The organism is Pseudomonas sp. Pseusp11 (genome assembly GCF_047304405.1).
Classification (GTDB): Bacteria; Pseudomonadota; Gammaproteobacteria; order Pseudomonadales; family Pseudomonadaceae; genus Aquipseudomonas.
The window spans coordinates 1-17257 of sequence record NZ_JBGLZF010000075.1; the positions used below are offsets into that span (position 1 = coordinate 1).

The 17257-nt window shown below is 59.3% G+C and carries 18 protein-coding genes and 1 tRNA gene; 8 read left to right on the forward strand and 11 right to left on the reverse strand.

Annotation, left to right across the window (positions count from 1 at the left end; all coding sequences use genetic code 11):
- Positions 1-127: 127 nt before the first annotated feature.
- The gene (locus tag ACCC96_RS29470; RefSeq protein WP_413697656.1) at positions 128-1240 is read right to left on the reverse strand and encodes a succinylglutamate desuccinylase/aspartoacylase family protein; all 1113 of its coding nucleotides are present in this window, start codon (positions 1238-1240) and stop codon (positions 128-130) included.
- Between the two features lie 134 nt (positions 1241-1374).
- On the reverse strand, positions 1375-2154 hold the full coding sequence (locus tag ACCC96_RS29475; RefSeq protein WP_018928073.1) for an ABC transporter substrate-binding protein: 780 nt from the start codon (positions 2152-2154) through the stop codon (positions 1375-1377).
- A gap of 321 nt (positions 2155-2475) precedes the next feature.
- Between ACCC96_RS29475 and ACCC96_RS29480 the strand changes: the two genes are divergently transcribed.
- Entirely contained in the window at positions 2476-3120 is a 645-nt protein-coding gene (locus ACCC96_RS29480) for a type 1 glutamine amidotransferase (protein ID WP_413697657.1), read from the forward strand.
- 156 nt (positions 3121-3276) lie between these two features.
- On the opposite strand, the gene ACCC96_RS29485 is transcribed toward ACCC96_RS29480, so the two are convergent.
- Positions 3277-3711, reverse strand: coding sequence for a rhodanese-like domain-containing protein (locus tag ACCC96_RS29485; protein WP_413697658.1), 435 nt, complete (start codon positions 3709-3711; stop codon positions 3277-3279).
- 101 nt (positions 3712-3812) lie between these two features.
- Between ACCC96_RS29485 and ftrA the strand changes: the two genes are divergently transcribed.
- The 5 genes from ftrA (at position 3813) to ACCC96_RS29510 (ending at position 8148) form a co-directional block, all read left to right on the forward strand.
- The gene (gene ftrA / locus ACCC96_RS29490; RefSeq protein ID WP_413697659.1) at positions 3813-4784 is read left to right on the forward strand and encodes a transcriptional regulator FtrA; all 972 of its coding nucleotides are present in this window, start codon (positions 3813-3815) and stop codon (positions 4782-4784) included.
- A gap of 228 nt (positions 4785-5012) precedes the next feature.
- Positions 5013-5201, forward strand: coding sequence for a DUF1843 domain-containing protein (locus ACCC96_RS29495; protein WP_413697660.1), 189 nt, complete (start codon positions 5013-5015; stop codon positions 5199-5201).
- Between the two features lie 41 nt (positions 5202-5242).
- Positions 5243-5878 carry a DUF1842 domain-containing protein gene (locus tag ACCC96_RS29500; protein ID WP_413697661.1) on the forward strand — a complete coding sequence of 212 codons (636 nt, stop codon included), beginning with the start codon at positions 5243-5245 and terminating at the stop codon, positions 5876-5878.
- Positions 5879-5932: 54 nt separating this feature from the next.
- Positions 5933-6514, forward strand: a complete 582-nt coding sequence (locus tag ACCC96_RS29505; protein ID WP_413697662.1) for a DUF1842 domain-containing protein — start codon at positions 5933-5935, stop codon at positions 6512-6514.
- A 170-nt stretch (positions 6515-6684) separates the two neighbouring features.
- A complete protein-coding gene (locus ACCC96_RS29510) occupies positions 6685-8148 on the forward strand; it encodes a GDL motif peptide-associated radical SAM/SPASM maturase (RefSeq protein ID WP_019582134.1) in 1464 nt (487 codons plus the stop codon).
- A gap of 95 nt (positions 8149-8243) precedes the next feature.
- On the opposite strand, the gene ACCC96_RS29515 is transcribed toward ACCC96_RS29510, so the two are convergent.
- The gene (locus ACCC96_RS29515; protein ID WP_413697663.1) at positions 8244-8609 is read right to left on the reverse strand and encodes an SPOR domain-containing protein; all 366 of its coding nucleotides are present in this window, start codon (positions 8607-8609) and stop codon (positions 8244-8246) included.
- 250 nt (positions 8610-8859) lie between these two features.
- Here ACCC96_RS29515 and csrA point away from each other — a divergent pair, with 250 nt between their 5' ends.
- Positions 8860-9054: a carbon storage regulator CsrA gene (gene csrA, locus ACCC96_RS29520; protein WP_007938114.1), complete on the forward strand. Its 195-nt coding sequence runs from the start codon at positions 8860-8862 to the stop codon at positions 9052-9054.
- 193 nt (positions 9055-9247) lie between these two features.
- Here the strand turns inward: csrA and ACCC96_RS29525 are convergent, their stop codons facing one another.
- The 4 genes from ACCC96_RS29525 to ACCC96_RS29540 form a co-directional block, all read right to left on the reverse strand.
- Positions 9248-9703 (reverse strand): DUF2214 family protein, encoded by a 456-nt coding sequence (locus tag ACCC96_RS29525; RefSeq protein ID WP_018928082.1) that lies wholly within the window; start codon positions 9701-9703, stop codon positions 9248-9250.
- A gap of 171 nt (positions 9704-9874) precedes the next feature.
- Positions 9875-10516 carry a hypothetical protein gene (locus tag ACCC96_RS29530; RefSeq protein ID WP_413697664.1) on the reverse strand — a complete coding sequence of 214 codons (642 nt, stop codon included), beginning with the start codon at positions 10514-10516 and terminating at the stop codon, positions 9875-9877.
- A gap of 178 nt (positions 10517-10694) precedes the next feature.
- A complete protein-coding gene (locus tag ACCC96_RS29535) occupies positions 10695-11162 on the reverse strand; it encodes an anti-virulence regulator CigR family protein (protein ID WP_007935023.1) in 468 nt (155 codons plus the stop codon).
- Positions 11163-11364: 202 nt separating this feature from the next.
- Positions 11365-11441: transfer RNA gene (locus ACCC96_RS29540), tRNA-Val, on the reverse strand.
- 183 nt (positions 11442-11624) lie between these two features.
- On the opposite strand from ACCC96_RS29540, the gene ACCC96_RS29545 reads away from it, so the two are divergent.
- Positions 11625-12908, forward strand: a complete 1284-nt coding sequence (locus ACCC96_RS29545; RefSeq protein WP_413697665.1) for an NAD(P)/FAD-dependent oxidoreductase — start codon at positions 11625-11627, stop codon at positions 12906-12908.
- Positions 12909-12987: 79 nt separating this feature from the next.
- Here ACCC96_RS29545 and ACCC96_RS29550 read toward each other — a convergent pair whose 3' ends face one another.
- The 3 genes from ACCC96_RS29550 to ACCC96_RS29560 form a co-directional block, all read right to left on the reverse strand.
- Entirely contained in the window at positions 12988-15411 is a 2424-nt protein-coding gene (locus ACCC96_RS29550; RefSeq protein ID WP_413697666.1) for a TonB-dependent siderophore receptor, read from the reverse strand.
- A 67-nt stretch (positions 15412-15478) separates the two neighbouring features.
- Complete coding sequence (locus tag ACCC96_RS29555; RefSeq protein WP_413697667.1) at positions 15479-16429, reverse strand: FecR domain-containing protein; 951 nt, start codon at positions 16427-16429, stop codon at positions 15479-15481.
- Positions 16426-16935 carry a sigma-70 family RNA polymerase sigma factor gene (locus ACCC96_RS29560; RefSeq protein ID WP_026345831.1) on the reverse strand — a complete coding sequence of 170 codons (510 nt, stop codon included), beginning with the start codon at positions 16933-16935 and terminating at the stop codon, positions 16426-16428. Before ACCC96_RS29560 ends, ACCC96_RS29555 begins: the two co-directional genes overlap by 4 nt.
- Positions 16936-17257: the final 322 nt, after the last annotated feature.

Below are 17257 nucleotides of genomic sequence, written 5' to 3' on the forward strand. Positions count from 1 at the left end.
CCCCCCCCCCCCTCCCCCTGCCCCCCGCTCCCTCTGGCCTTATTCTTTTCTTTTTATTTAAACACAAAAAAACAACTTGGCCCGCCCCCCCCGCAGCTCCTACATTTGGATCGGGTCCGACCTTTAGTCAGTCGTTGACCAGTTTCCCGACCCGGATCGGCTCACGTCCGGCGACTTTCGCCTGCCAGGTGCCCGGTTGCGTGTAGCGTCCGCGATCGATGGCAAACAGCACGCCGCTGGTTCCGGCACACACGGTGGTGGCCCGGTCGCTCAACGGATCGACTACTTCAAACAACGCGTCGCCTCGCTCCACCCATTCACCTGAATTGCGCAGGAAACTGACCACCCCGTGATGCGGTGCAAACAGGTACTCGGTGCCTTCGAACGGCAGGCCCTCACAGCATTCGCTTGGCGCAGCCGGCCAGGTGCCGGTGATGAAACCCTGTTCGGCGAGGAACCCCATGATCGCCTCGCAATTGGCCTGGGCCTGATCGACCCGGGTATCGCCCATGCTGCCCAGCTCCAGCGTGGTCGCCAGGTTGGCCGGCGGGATCGCTGCCTCGGGAAAGGCCCGCGCCAGGCGCAACCACGGCGTAGAGCACGACTCATCGAAAGAGCTGCCGCCGGAATCCTCACACAACAACGCCACCCCGGCCTTCAAGCGAGCCGCCAGGGAGCGCCATTGCGGCCAATGCTGCGGCAAGGCATACAGGTGAATCGCCGCGTCGAAATCGCAATGCAAGTCGAGGGTGATGTCGGCCTCGCAGGCGTGGCGCAGCAGCAAGCGGTGCATGGCTTCCAATTGCGAAAGCGGTGCCGGCAATCCATCGAGCACCTGCCCCATGGTCTGGCGAATCAGTACGATGTTGGCCTGGGCGTCACCCCCCAATTGATCGCCGATCAACTCAGCCACCGGTGCGCTGAGTTCAACGAACGAGCGGTTGAAGTTCTTGCCGCTACCCAATTCGAAGCGACCCATGTGGCTGCCTTGCAGGTGCTGATCGAGGCCGATGGGGTTGGCCACCGGCACCAGTTCGATGATGCCCTGAAGTTGCCCCTGGGTTTCGAGCTCGGCCAGACGCTTCTTCAGTTCCCAGGCGGTGCGCATGCCCGGCAGTTCGTCCGCGTGCAGGCTGGCCTGGATGTAAACCTTGCGAGTACCCGCGCCATAACGAAACACGCTGAGCGTGCGTTCAGTCCCCAGATGGCTCCAGGGCAGTGAATGATCGATGCGTTGCATGGGGACTCCTGTAGGCTCGGGATCGCGGGGCTTTTGTGGGCTCACAATTGCCGGGTTTCTGTAGGAAATGTGTTTTGCAGGGCAATAAAAAATGGCCACCGCATCAACGGTAGCCACTTTTTTTCTACGGCGTATTAATGGCCGTAAACATCGAAGTTGAAGTACTTGTCCTGCACTTGCTTGTACTTGCCGTTGGCGCGAATTTCAGTGATGGCGGTGTTGAATTTGTCTGCCAGCTCTTTATCGCCCTTGCGCACGGCAATGCCGGCACCGCCGCCGAAGTACTTGGCGTCTTCGTAGGTCGGGCCGACAAACGCGAAGCCTTTACCGGCGTCGGTTTTCAGGAAACCGTCGTCCAGGTTGACCGAGTCGGCCAGCATCGCGTCAAGGCGACCGGCAACCATGTCCAGGTTGGCTTCCTGCTGGGAACCATAACGCACCAGGTCGATGCCGGCCGGCACCAGCACTTCGGTGGCGAAGCGGTCGTGGGTACTGGCGCGCAGTACACCCACTTTCTTGCCCTTGAGCTCGGTCAGTGGATCCTTGACGTTGGTGCCTTCCTTCATCACGAAGCGCGCCGGGGTGTGGTAGTACTTGATGGTGAAATCGACGTTCTTCTTGCGGTCGTCGGTGATGGTCATGGACGACAGGATCGCGTCGATTTTCTTGACCTTCAGGGCCGGGATCAGGCCATCGAACTCTTGCTCGACCCAAGTGCACTTCACTTTCATCTGTTCACACAGCGCGTCACCGATGTCCACGTCGAAACCGGTGAGCTTGCCGTCAGGGGTTTTCATCGAAAATGGCGGGTAACCGGCTTCGATCCCGAGGCGAATCGGTTTGGCGTCTTCGGCCACGGCGGTCAGGGACAACATCGACAGTGCCAGGGCACCGAACATCACTCGCTTCTTCATTTATAACTCCTGTGTGCGGAGGCTTTTATTGGCAGCTTTCGATTGGCAACTTTCGGTTAGTGAAGACCGAAGTGGCCGGCAGTCTAGAGCGGCTACAGGAGGGCAAATTGTGTTTAGGCGACAAATACTTATAAAAAAGAAGCCGAGGGATTCGAGGCACTTGAAGTGTGCTCCGAGGTGGTGCAAGGACTGTAGGACAATCCTTTACTTCAGACAAAACCTACACGTTTTCGGGTACTGATCCGATCGAAGCGTCGCACTGGCGATGAACCATTTTTTGCCTCACATTGACCCGCCAACCGCCCCCACAAGAGAAACGTGATGCCCGCGCTGAATCTGATCCAGCACCATCCTGCCGAAGGCCCCGGCGCCATTGCCGAATGGGCCCGGTCCCGAGGCATTACCCTGAACGTGTTTCGCGCCGACCTCGGTCAGTTGCCGCCGGTGAGCGCGGCACCGCTGATTCTGTTGGGCGGGCCGTATGAATCCGGTGCCGGGCCGGCATGGCTGGAAACAGAGCGTCAGTGGCTGGCGGGCAGCCTGGATCAGGGCGCGGCGGTGTTCGCGATTTGCCTGGGGGCGCAATTGCTGGCGCTGAGCCTGGGCGGCGATGTGCGGCGGATGCCTCGCACAGAAACCGGTTGGACTACCGTGACCTTTGCCGATGGGCAGACGCTGAAGGTGCTGGAATGGCACGAAGACGCGATCGATCTACCGCCCTCTGCGCAGTTGCTGGCCAGCAGCCAGGTTTGTGAGCAGCAGATGTATCGCGTTGGCCCGACGCGGGTGGGGTTGCAGTTCCACCCGGAATGGAATGCTGAATCGGTGGCGATCCTCAATGAGCACTTTGGCGAGGAATCGCCGCTGCCACGGGAACCACAGGACGGCGCCGCTTATGCAGCAGTGTTTGACTGGCTGCAGGCGACGCTGGATGGATGGTGGAGCGCTTCATCAGCTAATCGCTGAATCTGTGGCGAGGGAGCTTGTCGGATCGCCGCACCGTCCCGCTCGGCTGCGAAGCAGTCGTAAACACTGAGAACACGGTTTATTCAGGGGGCATGGTTGGCAGTTCTCGGGGCCGCTTCGCGCCCCAACGGGAGCAAGCTCCCTCGCCACAGTTAGTCAGCATTCACACCTAATGGTCAACGCAACGGCGGGTTGCACCGCAACACTCAACTCAAACCCTTCATCCAGCCACCCGGTCACCCCGCCGATCATCTCCTTGACCGGGTAACCCAGCGCCGCCAGTTTCACCGCGGCCTTGTTGGCGCCGTTGCAGTGAGGTCCGGCGCAATAGACCACAAACAGCGTGGACTTCGGATAGGCCGCCAAGCCATCAGCTGTAATCAATCGACTCGGGATGTTGATCGCGCTTGGCACATGTCCGCGTTCGAACGCCAACGGTCCGCGCACGTCCACCAGAACAAAATCCACCTCGCCGGCCTCTTGGCTGCTGTAGACGTCGGAACAATCGGTTTCGAAGGTCAGCCGATTGCTGAAGTGCATCAGGGCGATGGCGGACGGGGCTGCGGGAATCTCGCGAACCAGGCTAGGCATGGGCTGTACTCCAAAGTCTCAGTGGGTGTGAGAAAACTTTATCTGCTCCGGCCTTGCCGCTACAGTGGCGCACAAGACACTCACCGGGAATTTTCCGCCAAATGCAGCCCACCCCAGGTTTAGTCGCGATTCTGGCCTACGACGGCCTCTGTACCTTCGAATTCGGCATTGCCGTGGAGATCTTCGGCCTGGCGCGGCCAGAGTTCGATTTCCCTTGGTACGAGCACCGCATCGTCGCCGTCGACCAAGGGCCGATGCGCGCCATGGGCGGCATTCAGATGCTGGCCGACGGCGGGATGGAACTGCTTGAGCGCGCCCGAACCATCATCATCCCCGGCTGGCGCGACCGCAGCGCGCCGGTGCCGGAGCCCTTGCTCGCAGCCCTGCGTCAGGCTCATGCCCGAGGCGCGCGGTTGCTGTCGATCTGTTCCGGGGTATTCGTACTGGCGGCCACCGGTTTGCTGGACGGTCACGGCGCCACCACCCATTGGCGCTACACCGCTGAACTGGCCGAGCGCTTCCCGAACATTCTGGTGGATCCGGACGTGCTGTATGTCGATTCAGGTCAGTTGATCACTTCGGCCGGCAGCGCCGCCGGCATCGATGCTTGCCTGCATCTGGTCGCGCGGGATTTCGGCACGCAGGTGGCCAACTCGGTGGCCCGGCGGTTGGTGATGTCGCCACAACGCACCGGCGGCCAGGCGCAGTTCATTCCGTCACCGGTCAGCCCGACGCCGCGCAGCGATCTGTCGCGGGTCATGCAGTGGGCACGGGAACGGCTGCACGAACCGTTGGAGGTTCGCGACCTCGCCAGCGAGGCGGCCATGAGTGAGCGCACGTTCCTGCGGCGGTTCACCGAAGCCAGCGGTATGCCGCCCAAAGCGTGGCTGCAGCATGAACGCCTGGCCCGAGCCCGTGAGCTGTTGGAGAGTACGAATCAAAACACCGACCAGATTGCCCAGCACTGCGGCTATCGCTCGGTGGAGAGTTTCCGCGTGGCATTTCGCAGCGTGGTCGGCGTGCCGCCTTCGATTTATCGGGAACGGTTTGGGCGCAAGGTCAGTGCTGTTTGAATCCATCACTCATTATCAATGGCGATAACAACAATAATGAATTATGAGAAAGCGCGTTAATCTATCGCCATTCTTAATATCAAACACCTCATATCCAAACGCGCCGCTATTAATAAAATAATATTAAACATTACTCCGGTGCAGTCCATTGCATATTTATCGGCGCCTGCTTAACTGCAAAAACTGCTGATGACAGCAGTGCCCGCAAATACCACGGAAGGAGTCGTTATGAGCAGTTCAACTCGCCATAGCATGCCCCCCTATGGGGTGGCCATCCAAGGCGCGATCAAGGCAGGCGACCTGCCGCAAATGAAGACGCTGTTGAAACAACGCGATGCATCCACGCCAGAAAATAAAGAGCTAAAAACCGCTTACGAGCAGTTGGTGAAGGAAGTCGCACGCCTGGAAAAGCACTAATAGCTATTTCCGCTCCCCTTATTGCAATGGAGGCAATAATTATGTCTGGTTCTAATCAGCAACCTGTCGGCTTGTTCCCACTCTGCTACCGAATTGGTACTTCGGCACCGGGCGCACAAAGTCTGGCACTCAATCTTCTGGTATTTACCCCTGACCAAACGGTAAGCGGTACTTCCACGATCACTCAGGCCACCAACCCGCCGCTGGATGTGCACTCCGATGTCTGGGGCGAATACACCTACCTGACGGTCATGAGTCCTGGCGTCAGCAAGATCCTGATCACCGCTCAAGGCAATAACGGCGGCCCAGGCTCGAACTCCGTCGTGAATTTCAAGTTGCATCTGGTGGTCGGTAGCGACTGGAGAGAAGGCGTCGCCAATTACGAGTACTTCAATGGCGAACGGTGGGTCCAGGTCACTGCCCCCGCTCATCTTGTCGAGTCTGTACCCTCCAACGCTTATAAATCAGTGCCTTTGGAGCCCGGCCCGGTCATTCTGCCGTATCCACCGATCATGCCGCTGTACGCGGCGCCGATTCAAAGTGCCATTGCCAGCGGTGACCTGGCCCAGATGAAAAACCTGGCGCGCCTGGCCCAACAACAACTGGATCAGCAACCCCAACTGCAGAGCGCGCTTGAAACGGCCAAGGGCGAAATCAGCCGGCAGGAACGCCGCTGACCCGCTCACGAAACATGCCCGAGTTGTCCAGAATACAAATAAGGGAGTAGCACCATGTCAATCGGACTCTTTCATACCCGCCTGAATGTCAGCAATCATCTACTGGGCTCACCGGTTTTAACCCTGGATCTGCTGGTAGATACCGTAAAGAAAAAAGTCAGCGGGGTTGCCAGCATTTTCCAAAGCACCTATCCGCCTCTCAACTTCCGTGCCCGTGTATGGGGTGAATACTCCGAGGCCAAACTGGTGCCGACGGCCGAAAACCACATCATCCTCACCTTGGCGGGCAGCCCGAGCGGCCCTCTCAGCCAGATCGCCCAGACTTTCGGCTTGAAAGGCATTTTAGGCGCCGATTGGGCGAGCGGTTATGTCGACTACAAGTACCAGGACCAGGGTATCTGGCATTACGTGAAACACGCCGCCGTCAGCCAGGCCCCCGTGATTGAGCGCCCAGAGCATCCGCACCATGCGGTGCCGCTCTATGCCGTCGCGGTACAGCAAGCGCAAACCAGCGGTGACCTGGCGCAACTGAAGTCCGTGGTGAGCCAGGGTGAACAGCAATTGGCCAACAGCGGTGCCCTGCGCAGCGCTCTGGAGCAGCTGAACGCTGAAATCGCCCGCCTGGAGGCCCGCTAACCCCAGTCAGTTAAGCGTAAACCCCTGTGGGAGCGGGCAAGCCCGCACCTACAGGGTCCGCGCTATTGACCTACAACAAAAGGTAAATCCGGTCGCGCCATTGGCTCAAGGAAGGCGCGAACACTTCGATGGATTCGTGCCGCGCACGCGTTGGTGCGCAAGGATTTCCCATGTCAGACAGTCGCCCTGCCCGCTACCTCAGTGAAACCGACCTCAAACGCTACGTGCCGGTGCATGTGGTCTGGGAAATCACTCTGGCCTGCGATCTCAAATGCCTGCATTGCGGTTCACGCGCCGGCCATCGACGCCCCGATGAACTGAACACCCGGGAATGCCTGGACGTCATCGATTCCCTGGCAGCACTCGGCACCCGCGAGATCACCCTGATCGGCGGCGAAGCGTATTTGCGCAAAGACTGGACCCAGCTGATCCAGGCCATCCACGATCACGGCATGTATTGCGCCATACAAACCGGTGGCCGCAACCTGACGCCCGCGAAAATGCAGGCAGCGGTGGATGCCGGGCTTAATGGCGTCGGTGTGTCACTGGATGGACTGGCCCCATTGCATGACGCAGTGCGCAATGTTCCGGGCTCGTTCGACAAGGCGGTGGACACCCTGCGACGCGCCAAACAGTCCGGGCTTGCGGTGAGCGTCAACACACAAATCGGTGCGGCCACGTTGCCCGACCTGCCCGAGCTGATGGACCTGATCATCGACCTCGGCGCCACTCACTGGCAGATCCAGCTGACGGTCGCCATGGGCAATGCCGTCGATCACCCGGAGCTGCTGTTGCAGCCCTATCAACTGCTGGAAGTGATGCCGTTACTGGCGCGCCTCTACCGTGAAGGGGTCGATCGCGGCCTGCTGATGAACGTGGGCAACAATATTGGTTACTACGGCCCTTACGAGCACATGTGGCGTGGTTTCGGCGACGAGCGCGTGCACTGGAGTGGCTGCGCCGCCGGCCAGACCGTGCTGGCGCTGGAAGCCGACGGCACGGTAAAGGGTTGCCCGTCATTGGCAACGGTGGGGTTTTCGGGCGGCAACGTACGCAACATGAGCTTGCACGATATCTGGCACTACAGCGAAGGCATGCACTTTGGTCGCCTGCGGGGGGTCGACGACCTGTGGGGCTACTGCCGAAGCTGCTATTACAACGACGTCTGCCGTGGCGGCTGCACCTGGACCTCGCATTCCCTGCTCGGCAAACCCGGCAATAATCCCTACTGCCATTACCGCGCGCTGGACCTGCAAAAACGCGGGCTACGCGAGCGCATCGTCAAACTCGAGGACGCGGCAAAAACCTCCTTCGCCGTCGGACGTTTTGATCTGATTACCGAGCGCATCGATACCGGCGAGAAGGTGAACAGCGTCAGCGACAGCGGCCAGGTGATCAAACTGGCCTGGGCGAATCAGGGCCAGAAATCGCCAGACGAAGGACGTATTCCACCGCAACTGGCGCTGTGTCGTGGCTGCTTGCAGTACATCCATGCACACGAAGTGACGTGCCCCCACTGCGATGCTGATGTTGCCGCCGCGGAGGCCGTGCACCAGACAGACCGTGCCCGGCAACAGGCGATCATCAACACCCTGACCGGCCTGCTGGGATTGCCGCAAAATAACTTGATGTGACGTTTATGCCGACGCATCACCAGGGAAACGACCTCGCAGATCGCTTCCCTGGCACATCACCCGGCATGCGGGTCTGCGCGTTGCGAAAAGGACGGTTACTGAGCCGTCGGGTGTTCGACGATCAGCGATTCGATGTTCATCTTTTTCGCCCGGGTCAGCGCCGCCGTTATTTCAGCTTGCCTGGCCTGCGCCTCGGCTTGCGAACCGAACGGCCCGACCAGAATACGAACCTTTCCATTTTCCTTCACGACGTTGGGAACGAAGCTGTGCTCAATCAACCAACCACTCAGGTCACTGACCGCCTGGGGTGTCTCGCCACGCACTTCGACGTCCCACTGCGGGCCCGTTGCCGCCGCGGGGACGGAGGCGACTGCCGGTTGCGGCTTTTGAGCGTCAACCCCTTTATCCTCACCGCATCCGGCCAGCGTCAGTACCGCGATTACCAAGACCATTTTGCGCACAACGCTTTCCTCCGAATGCTTAAAGCGGCGATTTTAACATCCATGGATCCATCCCGAGTGCCGCAAAATGGGCTCAAAACAACGAGAATGATGGTGGCGGCCTCTGTATAGTTACACCTTGGGAATTAATGCAGCATCTGCGCGTCAGAAAGAGGCACCCAAACCGTGAAACTTCGCACTAATCTATATCTAATACCGACCTCTGCACTGTCCGAACCAGGTGCCCTACAAAGCAATCAAGGAGAAAACCATGCTGATACTCACCCGCAAAGTCGGTGAAAGCATAAACATCGGTGATGACATTACGATCACCATTCTGGGCGTTAGCGGCCAGCAAGTCAGGATTGGCATCAACGCCCCGAAAGACGTTGCGGTGCATCGCGAAGAAATTTATCAACGCATCCAGGCTGGCCTGACCGCCCCGGACAAGCCGCAAACGCCCTGAATCCTGCTGCAGTCAGTAGCCAGCCCATTCTGCCTCGAGTAACGGCTGGCTAAGATTCAAGTGCCGCATCGTTCTGCGCTCCGTCTCTCTTTGCGATGCCATCGCAACACGGAGCCGATACTACTGCCCTGGCTCCTGCCATGACTGTCAGACGTTTCGGATTTGCAGCGAGAAAGAGCGCTCCCCTGCCCGGTTAGCCAAACGTCACACCACGCGCCATGCCCGTAGCCGCCACGACCATCAGCACCAGCAACAGCGCCTCGATATGACTGATACGGGCAAACAGCGTTGCGCGCCCGGTATCGATAGCCGCGCCGCGCCCCAGCGCAATCCGCCATTTGATCAGCGTCACCATCGGTGCAATCTCAAGCAACAGGATGAACACCAAGAGCGTCATCTTGAGATGAAACAGGGGTTGGTGAAGATAGTAATCAGTGCCTTTTTCGTACCCGCCAAAGGCTCGTAGCCCACCCGTGATCAGCAGAGTGACTGCAGAGATCCCCCACAGATTATCTGCAATCAAAACACGGCGAGCGTCCCCTGCCCCGGCACTCAGACGACGTAACGCCGTACCGCGGGTCAGTACAGCCCAAAAACCCAGACCAAAGGCCAAGAGGTGAACCGCCGCCAGAAACCAGTGAGCCAGCATCGACATACTCCCATCAGGACAAAGTTGAATCAGCCTTACAGTAGTAGTCCATCGCGTGGGATTTGCTCACGCATGTAGCTGGGCTGATCTCCCGCACCTCGCCATCGGGCAAATTGCAGGCGAAAAAAAACCGGGTTCCTGATGGATACCCGGTCTTTGAGAGTTCTGGACTTAATCCAGTCGTTTTGAAATCGAAGTGCGAGCGCTGCTCAACCCTTTCGTGTTGTGATCACCAGGCGTAGTGGCCGAAATGGCAGAGGCCTTGGCAATTCCTCGCGTGTCCCTGGAATGCGCAATGCCCGAAGTGACTGCGCCATGGCCACGGTCACTGTTACGTTCGCTACCAAAGTGGTTGCCATTGACGCCATGATCTCGAACGGCTTTGCCGGCGTGATCGCTGCTCAAGCCTGCGCCACGGCCGACATGGGCGCTACTCAAGCCTGCGCCACGGCCGACATGGGCGCTACTCAAGCCTGCACCACGGCCGACGTGGGCGCCACTCAAGCCTGCGCCACGGCCGACATGGGTGCCACTCAAGCCTGCACCAAGGCCGACATGGTCGCTACTCAAGCCTGCGCCACGGCCATTGCTACTGACGCCGCCGGAATGGCCGGAACCGCCGTTGCCACCATGACCACCGCCGTTACCGCCGCCATTGCCACCACCGTTACCACCGCCGCCGCCACCTCCATTGCCACCATCCTTCGCGTAGGCGGAGCTCATGATGGACAGTTCAGCGGGCAATAACGGGGCGGCTGCAAGCATCATCACGCAGGACATGACGGCAACAAAACTCTTGTTTTTTAATAGCATGGTGAGGTTCCGTGGAGGTTGATATTGCACGGAATAATTGACCGTCTCCCCCCCACACAGTTCAAAGGCCGGCGACCAGCGGGCAAGCAATGTGCAGTGATCGAACCGGCACACTGCTTCCCGCGATGTTGCTGGTCGTTATGCGGCAAGGGCGCGATTGAAATTTATCGCCCTCACATCAATCGAATGCGCCATTGAGCACCTCGTAGATGATCCCGGTAGCGATGGCCACCAAAATCAAGTCAGTGCCAGCCTGCTGCCACTCATAGCCATCGTAGTGGGGAAGCTGGCCGAGCAGACGGCCATCGAGCTTTTTGGCGATCCCCGGCGGCAGAGGTTTACCGCGCGCAAGGTTTTTCTGAATACCGGGTGGCAAGGCGGGACCGGGGCTCCAGTAGTCGCGATAACCACCCACGATGCCAAGGACGCTACCGTGGTTGATGCTCGGGCCGTGACTCCAATCGTCCCCCCCTGAACCTTTCCCTTTGTTTCCATGGCCGGAGTTGCCATGGTCCTGGTTGTATTGTGGATTTCCCTTGCCTCCTCCCTGGCCTTTCCCGTTTCCCGGGTCGGCCAATGCAGTCACTGAACCGGACACCAAGGCAAGACACGTCATAGCGGCGATCAACGAGCGAGATCTAAACATATCCGTTCTCTCCGAAAGGGGATGTCCCCTGAAGAATGTAGACGGCTATGGCGGTATTAGTTCAGCAACAGTGTTTACTGGAAGTAAGGCGCCGAGTTGGCGTTTTTGAGGATTTTGCAAAAGCCAGGTAAATCGAGGACAACAAAAAAGGGCCCACCTTTCGGTGGGCCCTTCCAGACCGCCCAGCAGAGCGGATTTTGTTTGGTAGGCGCGATTGGACTCGAACCAACGACCCCCACCATGTCAAGGTGGTGCTCTAACCAACTGAGCTACGTGCCTGCTGTGAGGCGGCATTCTACGGAATTCCGGAGGGGTGTCAACACCTTTTTTTCACCTAACCCTATGAATATGCAAAATATTTAATTTCTCTGCGGCAAAGAAGATTTTCCGGTGGCTGGCGGTCGATTTTTAACTCGGGTAGGATCAATGCACTCGTAAAATATATTAAACAGAGGCTGCAGGATGGCGAACACTCCCTACCCAGAGTCCTATTACGCCGCGTCGGCCAATGCGGCACCAGCGCGCCCGGCCCTGCAGGATGATGTAGAGACTGATGTCTGTGTAATCGGCGCCGGTTACACCGGCCTGTCCTCTGCCCTGTTCCTGCTGGAAAACGGTTTCAAGGTTACGGTGCTGGAAGCCGCCAAGGTCGGCTTCGGTGCGTCGGGACGCAACGGTGGCCAGATCGTTAACAGCTACAGCCGTGATATCGATGTGATTGAGCGCAGCGTCGGCCCCAAGCAAGCTCAGTTGCTAGGGCAGATGGCGTTCGAAGGTGGGCGGATCATTCGTGAGCGAGTGGCCAAATATAATATCCAGTGCGACCTGAAGGATGGCGGTGTGTTCGCCGCCATTACCGACAAGCAGATGGGCCACCTGGAGTCTCAGAAGCGCCTGTGGGAGCGTTTCGGTCACACGCAGCTTGAGCTGTTGGATCAGCGTCGCATCCGCGAGGTAGTGGCTTGCGATCAATATGTCGGCGGCATGCTCGATATGAGTGGCGGGCATATTCATCCACTCAATCTTGCCTTGGGCGAAGCAGCAGCCGTGGAGTCGTTGGGCGGCACTATTTACGAGCAATCGCCGGCAGTGCGCATCGAGCGCGGTGCCAACCCGGTGGTGCATACGCCTCAGGGCAAGGTCAGGGCCAGGTTCATCATCGTCGCCGGCAACGCGTACATCGGTAATCTGGTGCCGGAGCTGGCGGCCAAGTCGATGCCCTGCGGGACTCAAGTGATCACCACCGAACCCTTGGGCGATGAATTGGCCAAGCGCCTGCTGCCTCAGGACTACTGCGTCGAAGACTGTAACTACCTACTCGACTACTACCGCCTGAGCGCTGACAAGCGTCTGATATTTGGTGGCGGCGTGGTGTATGGCGCGCGGGATCCGGCGAACATCGAGGCGATCATTCGACCGAAGATGCTCAAGGCCTTCCCGCAACTCAAGGACGTGAAGATCGATTACGCCTGGACCGGCAATTTCCTGCTGACCCTGTCGCGTCTTCCTCAGGTCGGGCGACTGGGCGACAACATCTACTACTCCCAGGGTTGCAGTGGCCACGGCGTGACGTATACGCACCTGGCGGGCAAGGTACTGGCCGAAGCATTGCGTGGTCAGGCTGAACGCTTCGACGCCTTCGCCGACCTCCCCCACTACCCGTTCCCCGGTGGGCAATTGCTGCGTACGCCGTTCGCGGCGTTGGGCGCCTGGTATTACGGATTACGGGACAAGCTCGGATACTGACCGATAGAGGTGAAAAAGGGGCCGCTGAACGCGGCCCCTTTTTTGTATCCGCCAGGGAAGTCTTAGTCCCGTCGTTGATTCAGAAGTCGACCGTCGCCGAAACGAGGTAGGTTCGCGGGGTCGAGAGCGTCAAGCCCGGCTCGCTGTCATCCGAGGCCCCAGCCGAACTCCAGTAGCGCTTGTCCGCCACGTTCTCGACATTGGCACGCAGAGTGATGTTCTTTTCGTCGATCTTGAACCCGTAGCGTGCACCCACGTCGAAACGCTCCCAGGCGTCGATTTCCTTGTTGTTGGACTGATCCAGATACTGCGAACTGGAATAGATACCGCGGCTGGTCAGGGTCAGGCCCTGTACGGTCGGCACGTCCCACTCGGCGCCCAGGTTGACGTTGTATTTCGGCGTCGCAGGCGCCCGGTTGCCGTCAAAGGTGCCATTGGTGGTATTGGTCAACTCGCTGTCGATGTACATGACACCGCCGAGCAGGCGAAAACCTTTGAGCGGCTCACCGAACACACTCAGTTCCACACCGTCGTTTTGACGCTTGCCGTTCGGGCCGAAGACTCGCGTCGTGGCGTTGGTTTCATAGGCCGGCTGCTTGATCCGGAACACCGCGGCGGTCACGGCGAACGCACCCGCGTCATACTTGGCGCCGACCTCGACCTGCCGACTGATGAACGGCGGAAATATCTCGTCTTCATTCGCCGAAGTCGACGGCGCGATCTTGCCTTGGCTCAAGCCCTCCATGTAGTTGGCATACAGCGACAATTTGTCGGTCGCCTTGAACAGGATGCCACCCGACGGCGAAACCTTTTCCTCGTCGTAGGCCGTGTCGCCTTTGACGTTATCCGTCCAGTCATCAACCTTCACGCGCTGCCAGCGAGCGCCGAGGGTCAGCAGTAGCCGATCATCGAAGAAACCCAGCGTGTCAGACAACGCCACGCCGCTGAAGCGGTTCTCGGTGTAGACCTTCGAATCCAGGCGCGTGGGTCTGACAGGTGTTGGTGTTTCGACAGGATCGTAGAGATTGCTGCGGGCCGCAGCATAACGGGCACCGCCATTTTCGAAGTCCATGTAGAAATAGCTGGCAGCCAGGTTGACTTCATGGCTCACCGGACCGGTATGAAACCAATTGCGCACCCCTGCCGTGGCCGTCCGGACATTTTCGTCACGGGTGAAATCACGCGGCTGAACGCTGAAATCACCTGCGTTATTGGTGACTGCAACGGCATGACGAAGAAAGTCATGGTTGCTTTTACGCGCGCCCACACCGCCGTACAGCATGACGGAATCGCTGACATCGAATTCACCGTTCACCGCGCCGAAAGTGTCGTTGGTACTCGCTTTGCTCCAGGGCTGCGCATAGTTGTGACGGACATCGCTGGCATGCGGAACCTGCGCGTTGGCGCCAACCTGCACGCGTTCCTGTGGCGCGTCGGTATCGCGCTCGGTGCGCCCGATATCCGTCGAAAGTCGCAGGCGCTCACCACGAAAATCCAGGCCCAGCACGGCCATCTCGCGGTCGACACTCTGATGATCCCATTCGGTGTCGCCGGACTGCTTCACGCCGTTAAAACGAATACCGAACTTGTTGTCTTCACCAAAGCGCCGGCCAACATCCACGGCGCCGCCGACCTGGTTGTCGGAAGCGTAGCTACCGGTAAACGAAGTGATGGGTTTGTCGGTGGCGCGCTTGGGCACCACGTTGATCCCGCCACCGACGCTGCCCCGCGGCGAAATTCCGTTGATAAGCTGGCTCGGGCCTTTGAGGATGTCGACGCGGTCGGCCATCTCCATGTCGATCGTATAGGTCGGCAGGACGCCGTAGAGACCGTTGTAGGCGACATCACTATTGAACAGGCTGAGCCCGCGAATGGTGAATTGCTCATAACGCCCACCCGCCGGGTTGGTGGCACGAACCGAAGGATCGTTGGCGATCAGGTCACCCAAGGTACGAGCCTGCTGGTTTTTGACCACTTCACTGGTGTACGTGGTCATGCTGAACGGCGTTTCCATAAAGTCTTTCGAGCCCAGCAAACCTTGAGAACCGCGGCGTGCGACCTGGCCGCCGGCATACGGATCGCCGCCCGCCGATTCAGTGGCACCGAGAATCGAGGTGGGGGCCAATTGCAGGCTGCTGCCTTCTGGCGTCGGGGTCAGGATGTACGCTTGTTCGCTCAACGGCTGCAGCTGCAGGCCGGAACCCTGCAACAGTCGGGTAAAGCCCTCCTCGACCGCGTATTCGCCGGAAAGACCCGCACTGCTGCGACCGCTCACCAGCGCCGGGTCGACCGACAGATTGACCCCAGCCAGGCCGGCAAACCGGGTCAGCGCATCGCTCAGGCTCCCGGCAGGCACCTGATAACTGCGCCGAGTAGCATCTTCGGCCCAACTGGAAGTGATAAACAACGGACTGGCACTCAGGCTCAGCAACAGGCTCAGGTGCAACAACGGACGCAGGCCGGAAGAAGCCGGACGCGGACAGCAAGGCATTACTGCGGGCATTGAAGAAGTTCTCTTGATTCGCTCAGTTGCCTTGAATGACAAGCGAGTCAGAAAAAAGGGACAGGCTTCACACACTATTTTTGCGCGGCAGCAACATCACCCAGTAACGCGTACGCGAATGCACCTCCAGCGGCAGACTGGCCGCGAGCAGCGCCAGCACGCGATCGGTGTCGTCCAGACGGAAACTGCCGGTGACGCGCAGCGCCTCGAGCGCAGGCTCCCAGCGCAGGACACCCGGTCGATAGGTGCTGAGCTCACGCAGGAAATCCCCCAGCGGCCGGTTTTTGGCCATCAGCACGCCTTCGCGCCAGCCCGGCGCGAGCACATCAAATGCGGCTATCGACCCGGCACCGGCTGCTCGAAGGTCAACCTGCAAACCACCGCGCAATACCAATGCCGGCCCCTGCAACGGCTGCAATTGCACAGAACCGTTGTACACCGACACGCGGCATCCGAGTGCCTCCTGCCGCACACAGACCTCACTTTGACTGACAATGACATGCCCGAATCGGGTCTGGATCGTCAACGGTGAGACGCCTGGCACCTTCAGCGATATTTCGCCCTCTACCAACGTCAAGCGTCGCCCCTGCACATCCACATCGACGGCGCTGGCAGTGTTGAGTTGCAAGAAACCGCCATCGGCGAGCTGCACCTGTTTGCGCTCCCCGGTGGACGTATGCAAGTCGGCCTGCCAGACCTCCAACGGTAATTGCCGGCTGATCAGCCACGCCGCAGGCACCAACACCACTGCACCCAATGCGCGCTTGAGCACCACCCGTCGAGCTGGCTCAGGGCGATCCAGACTTTGCAGCGCCAACGCTGAAGGCAGATCGGCAAAACGCTGACGTAGGGCTTGAGCTTTCTGCCAGGCCTGTTCGTGACTGGTACAACTGTCGCGCCACCGCTGCAGGCCAGCGTGATCCTGCTCATTCGCGCTGCCGGACTCCAGCAAGGCGAGCCACTGCGCGGCGGCGCGCGCTATCTGGCGGGCCTCCACCGAAGGCGACGGACTGCTCACAGCTCCACCAACAGGCAATGCTCGTAGGCTTGCGCCATGTAGCGTTTGATCGTGCGCTCCGACACCCGCAGGCGGTCGGCAATTTGCTGGTAGCTCAAGCCTTCCAGCTGACTCCAGAGAAACGCCCGCCGCACCGCCGTCGGCAGTCCGTCGAGCAATTCGTCCAGGGCTTGCAGGGTTTCCAGCAGCAGCCAGCGCTGCTCGGGTGACGGCACACTGCCTTCAGGCAGCGAGGCCAGGGCATTCAAATAGGCCTGCTCAAGGCTACGACGCTGATAGAAGTTGCTCAGCAGTCGTTTGCCCACAGTCAGCAGATAGGCACGGGGCTCCTGCAGGTCGGCAATCCGTTGAGAGCTGGCGAGCAAGCGCAGGAACGTATCTTGACTGAGGTCCGCCGCATCACACGCGTTGCCCATGCGCCGCCTCAACCAGCCTTCAAGCCAGCCACGGTGATCGCGGTACAGGTCGTGGAGGGTTTGCTCCTTCGGCATCGCTGCATCACTCATCTCAAGAAGCCCTGCGCCAGGAGTTATCTTAAATGAGAGTGATTCTAATTAATGTCGATACCGTGAACCAAGTCCTTTGTGCATCGGGCGTGCAAAAAGGTAGAAGCGGGAAGGCGCGAAAGAAGAAAAAGCCAAATCGCAGACACAAAAAACCCCGGTCTTTCGACCAGGGTCTTTGCTATCGACTCGAAGATTGCCAACGGCCTTCTTCGTAGCTCCAAGGCGTTCAGTGAGCCTTGAGGCAGATATGGCGCAGCGGACGGGACTCGAACCCGCGACCCCCGGCGTGACAGGCCGGTATTCTAACCGACTGAACTACCGC

What these genes read in the sequence shown, in the direction of transcription:
- ACCC96_RS29470 (WP_413697656.1), bottom strand. Translation starts at nt 1,240, where the DNA reads ATGCAACGCATCGATCATTCACTGCCCTGGAGCCATCTGGGGACTGAA.
- ACCC96_RS29475 (WP_018928073.1), bottom strand. Translation starts at nt 2,154, where the DNA reads ATGAAGAAGCGAGTGATGTTCGGTGCCCTGGCACTGTCGATGTTGTCC.
- ACCC96_RS29480 (WP_413697657.1), top strand. Translation starts at nt 2,476, where the DNA reads ATGCCCGCGCTGAATCTGATCCAGCACCATCCTGCCGAAGGCCCCGGC.
- ACCC96_RS29485 (WP_413697658.1), bottom strand. Translation starts at nt 3,711, where the DNA reads ATGCCTAGCCTGGTTCGCGAGATTCCCGCAGCCCCGTCCGCCATCGCC.
- ftrA (WP_413697659.1), top strand. Translation starts at nt 3,813, where the DNA reads ATGCAGCCCACCCCAGGTTTAGTCGCGATTCTGGCCTACGACGGCCTC.
- ACCC96_RS29495 (WP_413697660.1), top strand. Translation starts at nt 5,013, where the DNA reads ATGAGCAGTTCAACTCGCCATAGCATGCCCCCCTATGGGGTGGCCATC.
- ACCC96_RS29500 (WP_413697661.1), top strand. Translation starts at nt 5,243, where the DNA reads ATGTCTGGTTCTAATCAGCAACCTGTCGGCTTGTTCCCACTCTGCTAC.
- ACCC96_RS29505 (WP_413697662.1), top strand. Translation starts at nt 5,933, where the DNA reads ATGTCAATCGGACTCTTTCATACCCGCCTGAATGTCAGCAATCATCTA.
- ACCC96_RS29510 (WP_019582134.1), top strand. Translation starts at nt 6,685, where the DNA reads ATGTCAGACAGTCGCCCTGCCCGCTACCTCAGTGAAACCGACCTCAAA.
- csrA (WP_007938114.1), top strand. Translation starts at nt 8,860, where the DNA reads ATGCTGATACTCACCCGCAAAGTCGGTGAAAGCATAAACATCGGTGAT.
- ACCC96_RS29525 (WP_018928082.1), bottom strand. Translation starts at nt 9,703, where the DNA reads ATGCTGGCTCACTGGTTTCTGGCGGCGGTTCACCTCTTGGCCTTTGGT.
- ACCC96_RS29530 (WP_413697664.1), bottom strand. Translation starts at nt 10,516, where the DNA reads ATGCTATTAAAAAACAAGAGTTTTGTTGCCGTCATGTCCTGCGTGATG.
- ACCC96_RS29535 (WP_007935023.1), bottom strand. Translation starts at nt 11,162, where the DNA reads ATGTTTAGATCTCGCTCGTTGATCGCCGCTATGACGTGTCTTGCCTTG.
- ACCC96_RS29545 (WP_413697665.1), top strand. Translation starts at nt 11,625, where the DNA reads ATGGCGAACACTCCCTACCCAGAGTCCTATTACGCCGCGTCGGCCAAT.
- ACCC96_RS29550 (WP_413697666.1), bottom strand. Translation starts at nt 15,411, where the DNA reads ATGCCCGCAGTAATGCCTTGCTGTCCGCGTCCGGCTTCTTCCGGCCTG.
- ACCC96_RS29560 (WP_026345831.1), bottom strand. Translation starts at nt 16,935, where the DNA reads ATGAGTGATGCAGCGATGCCGAAGGAGCAAACCCTCCACGACCTGTAC.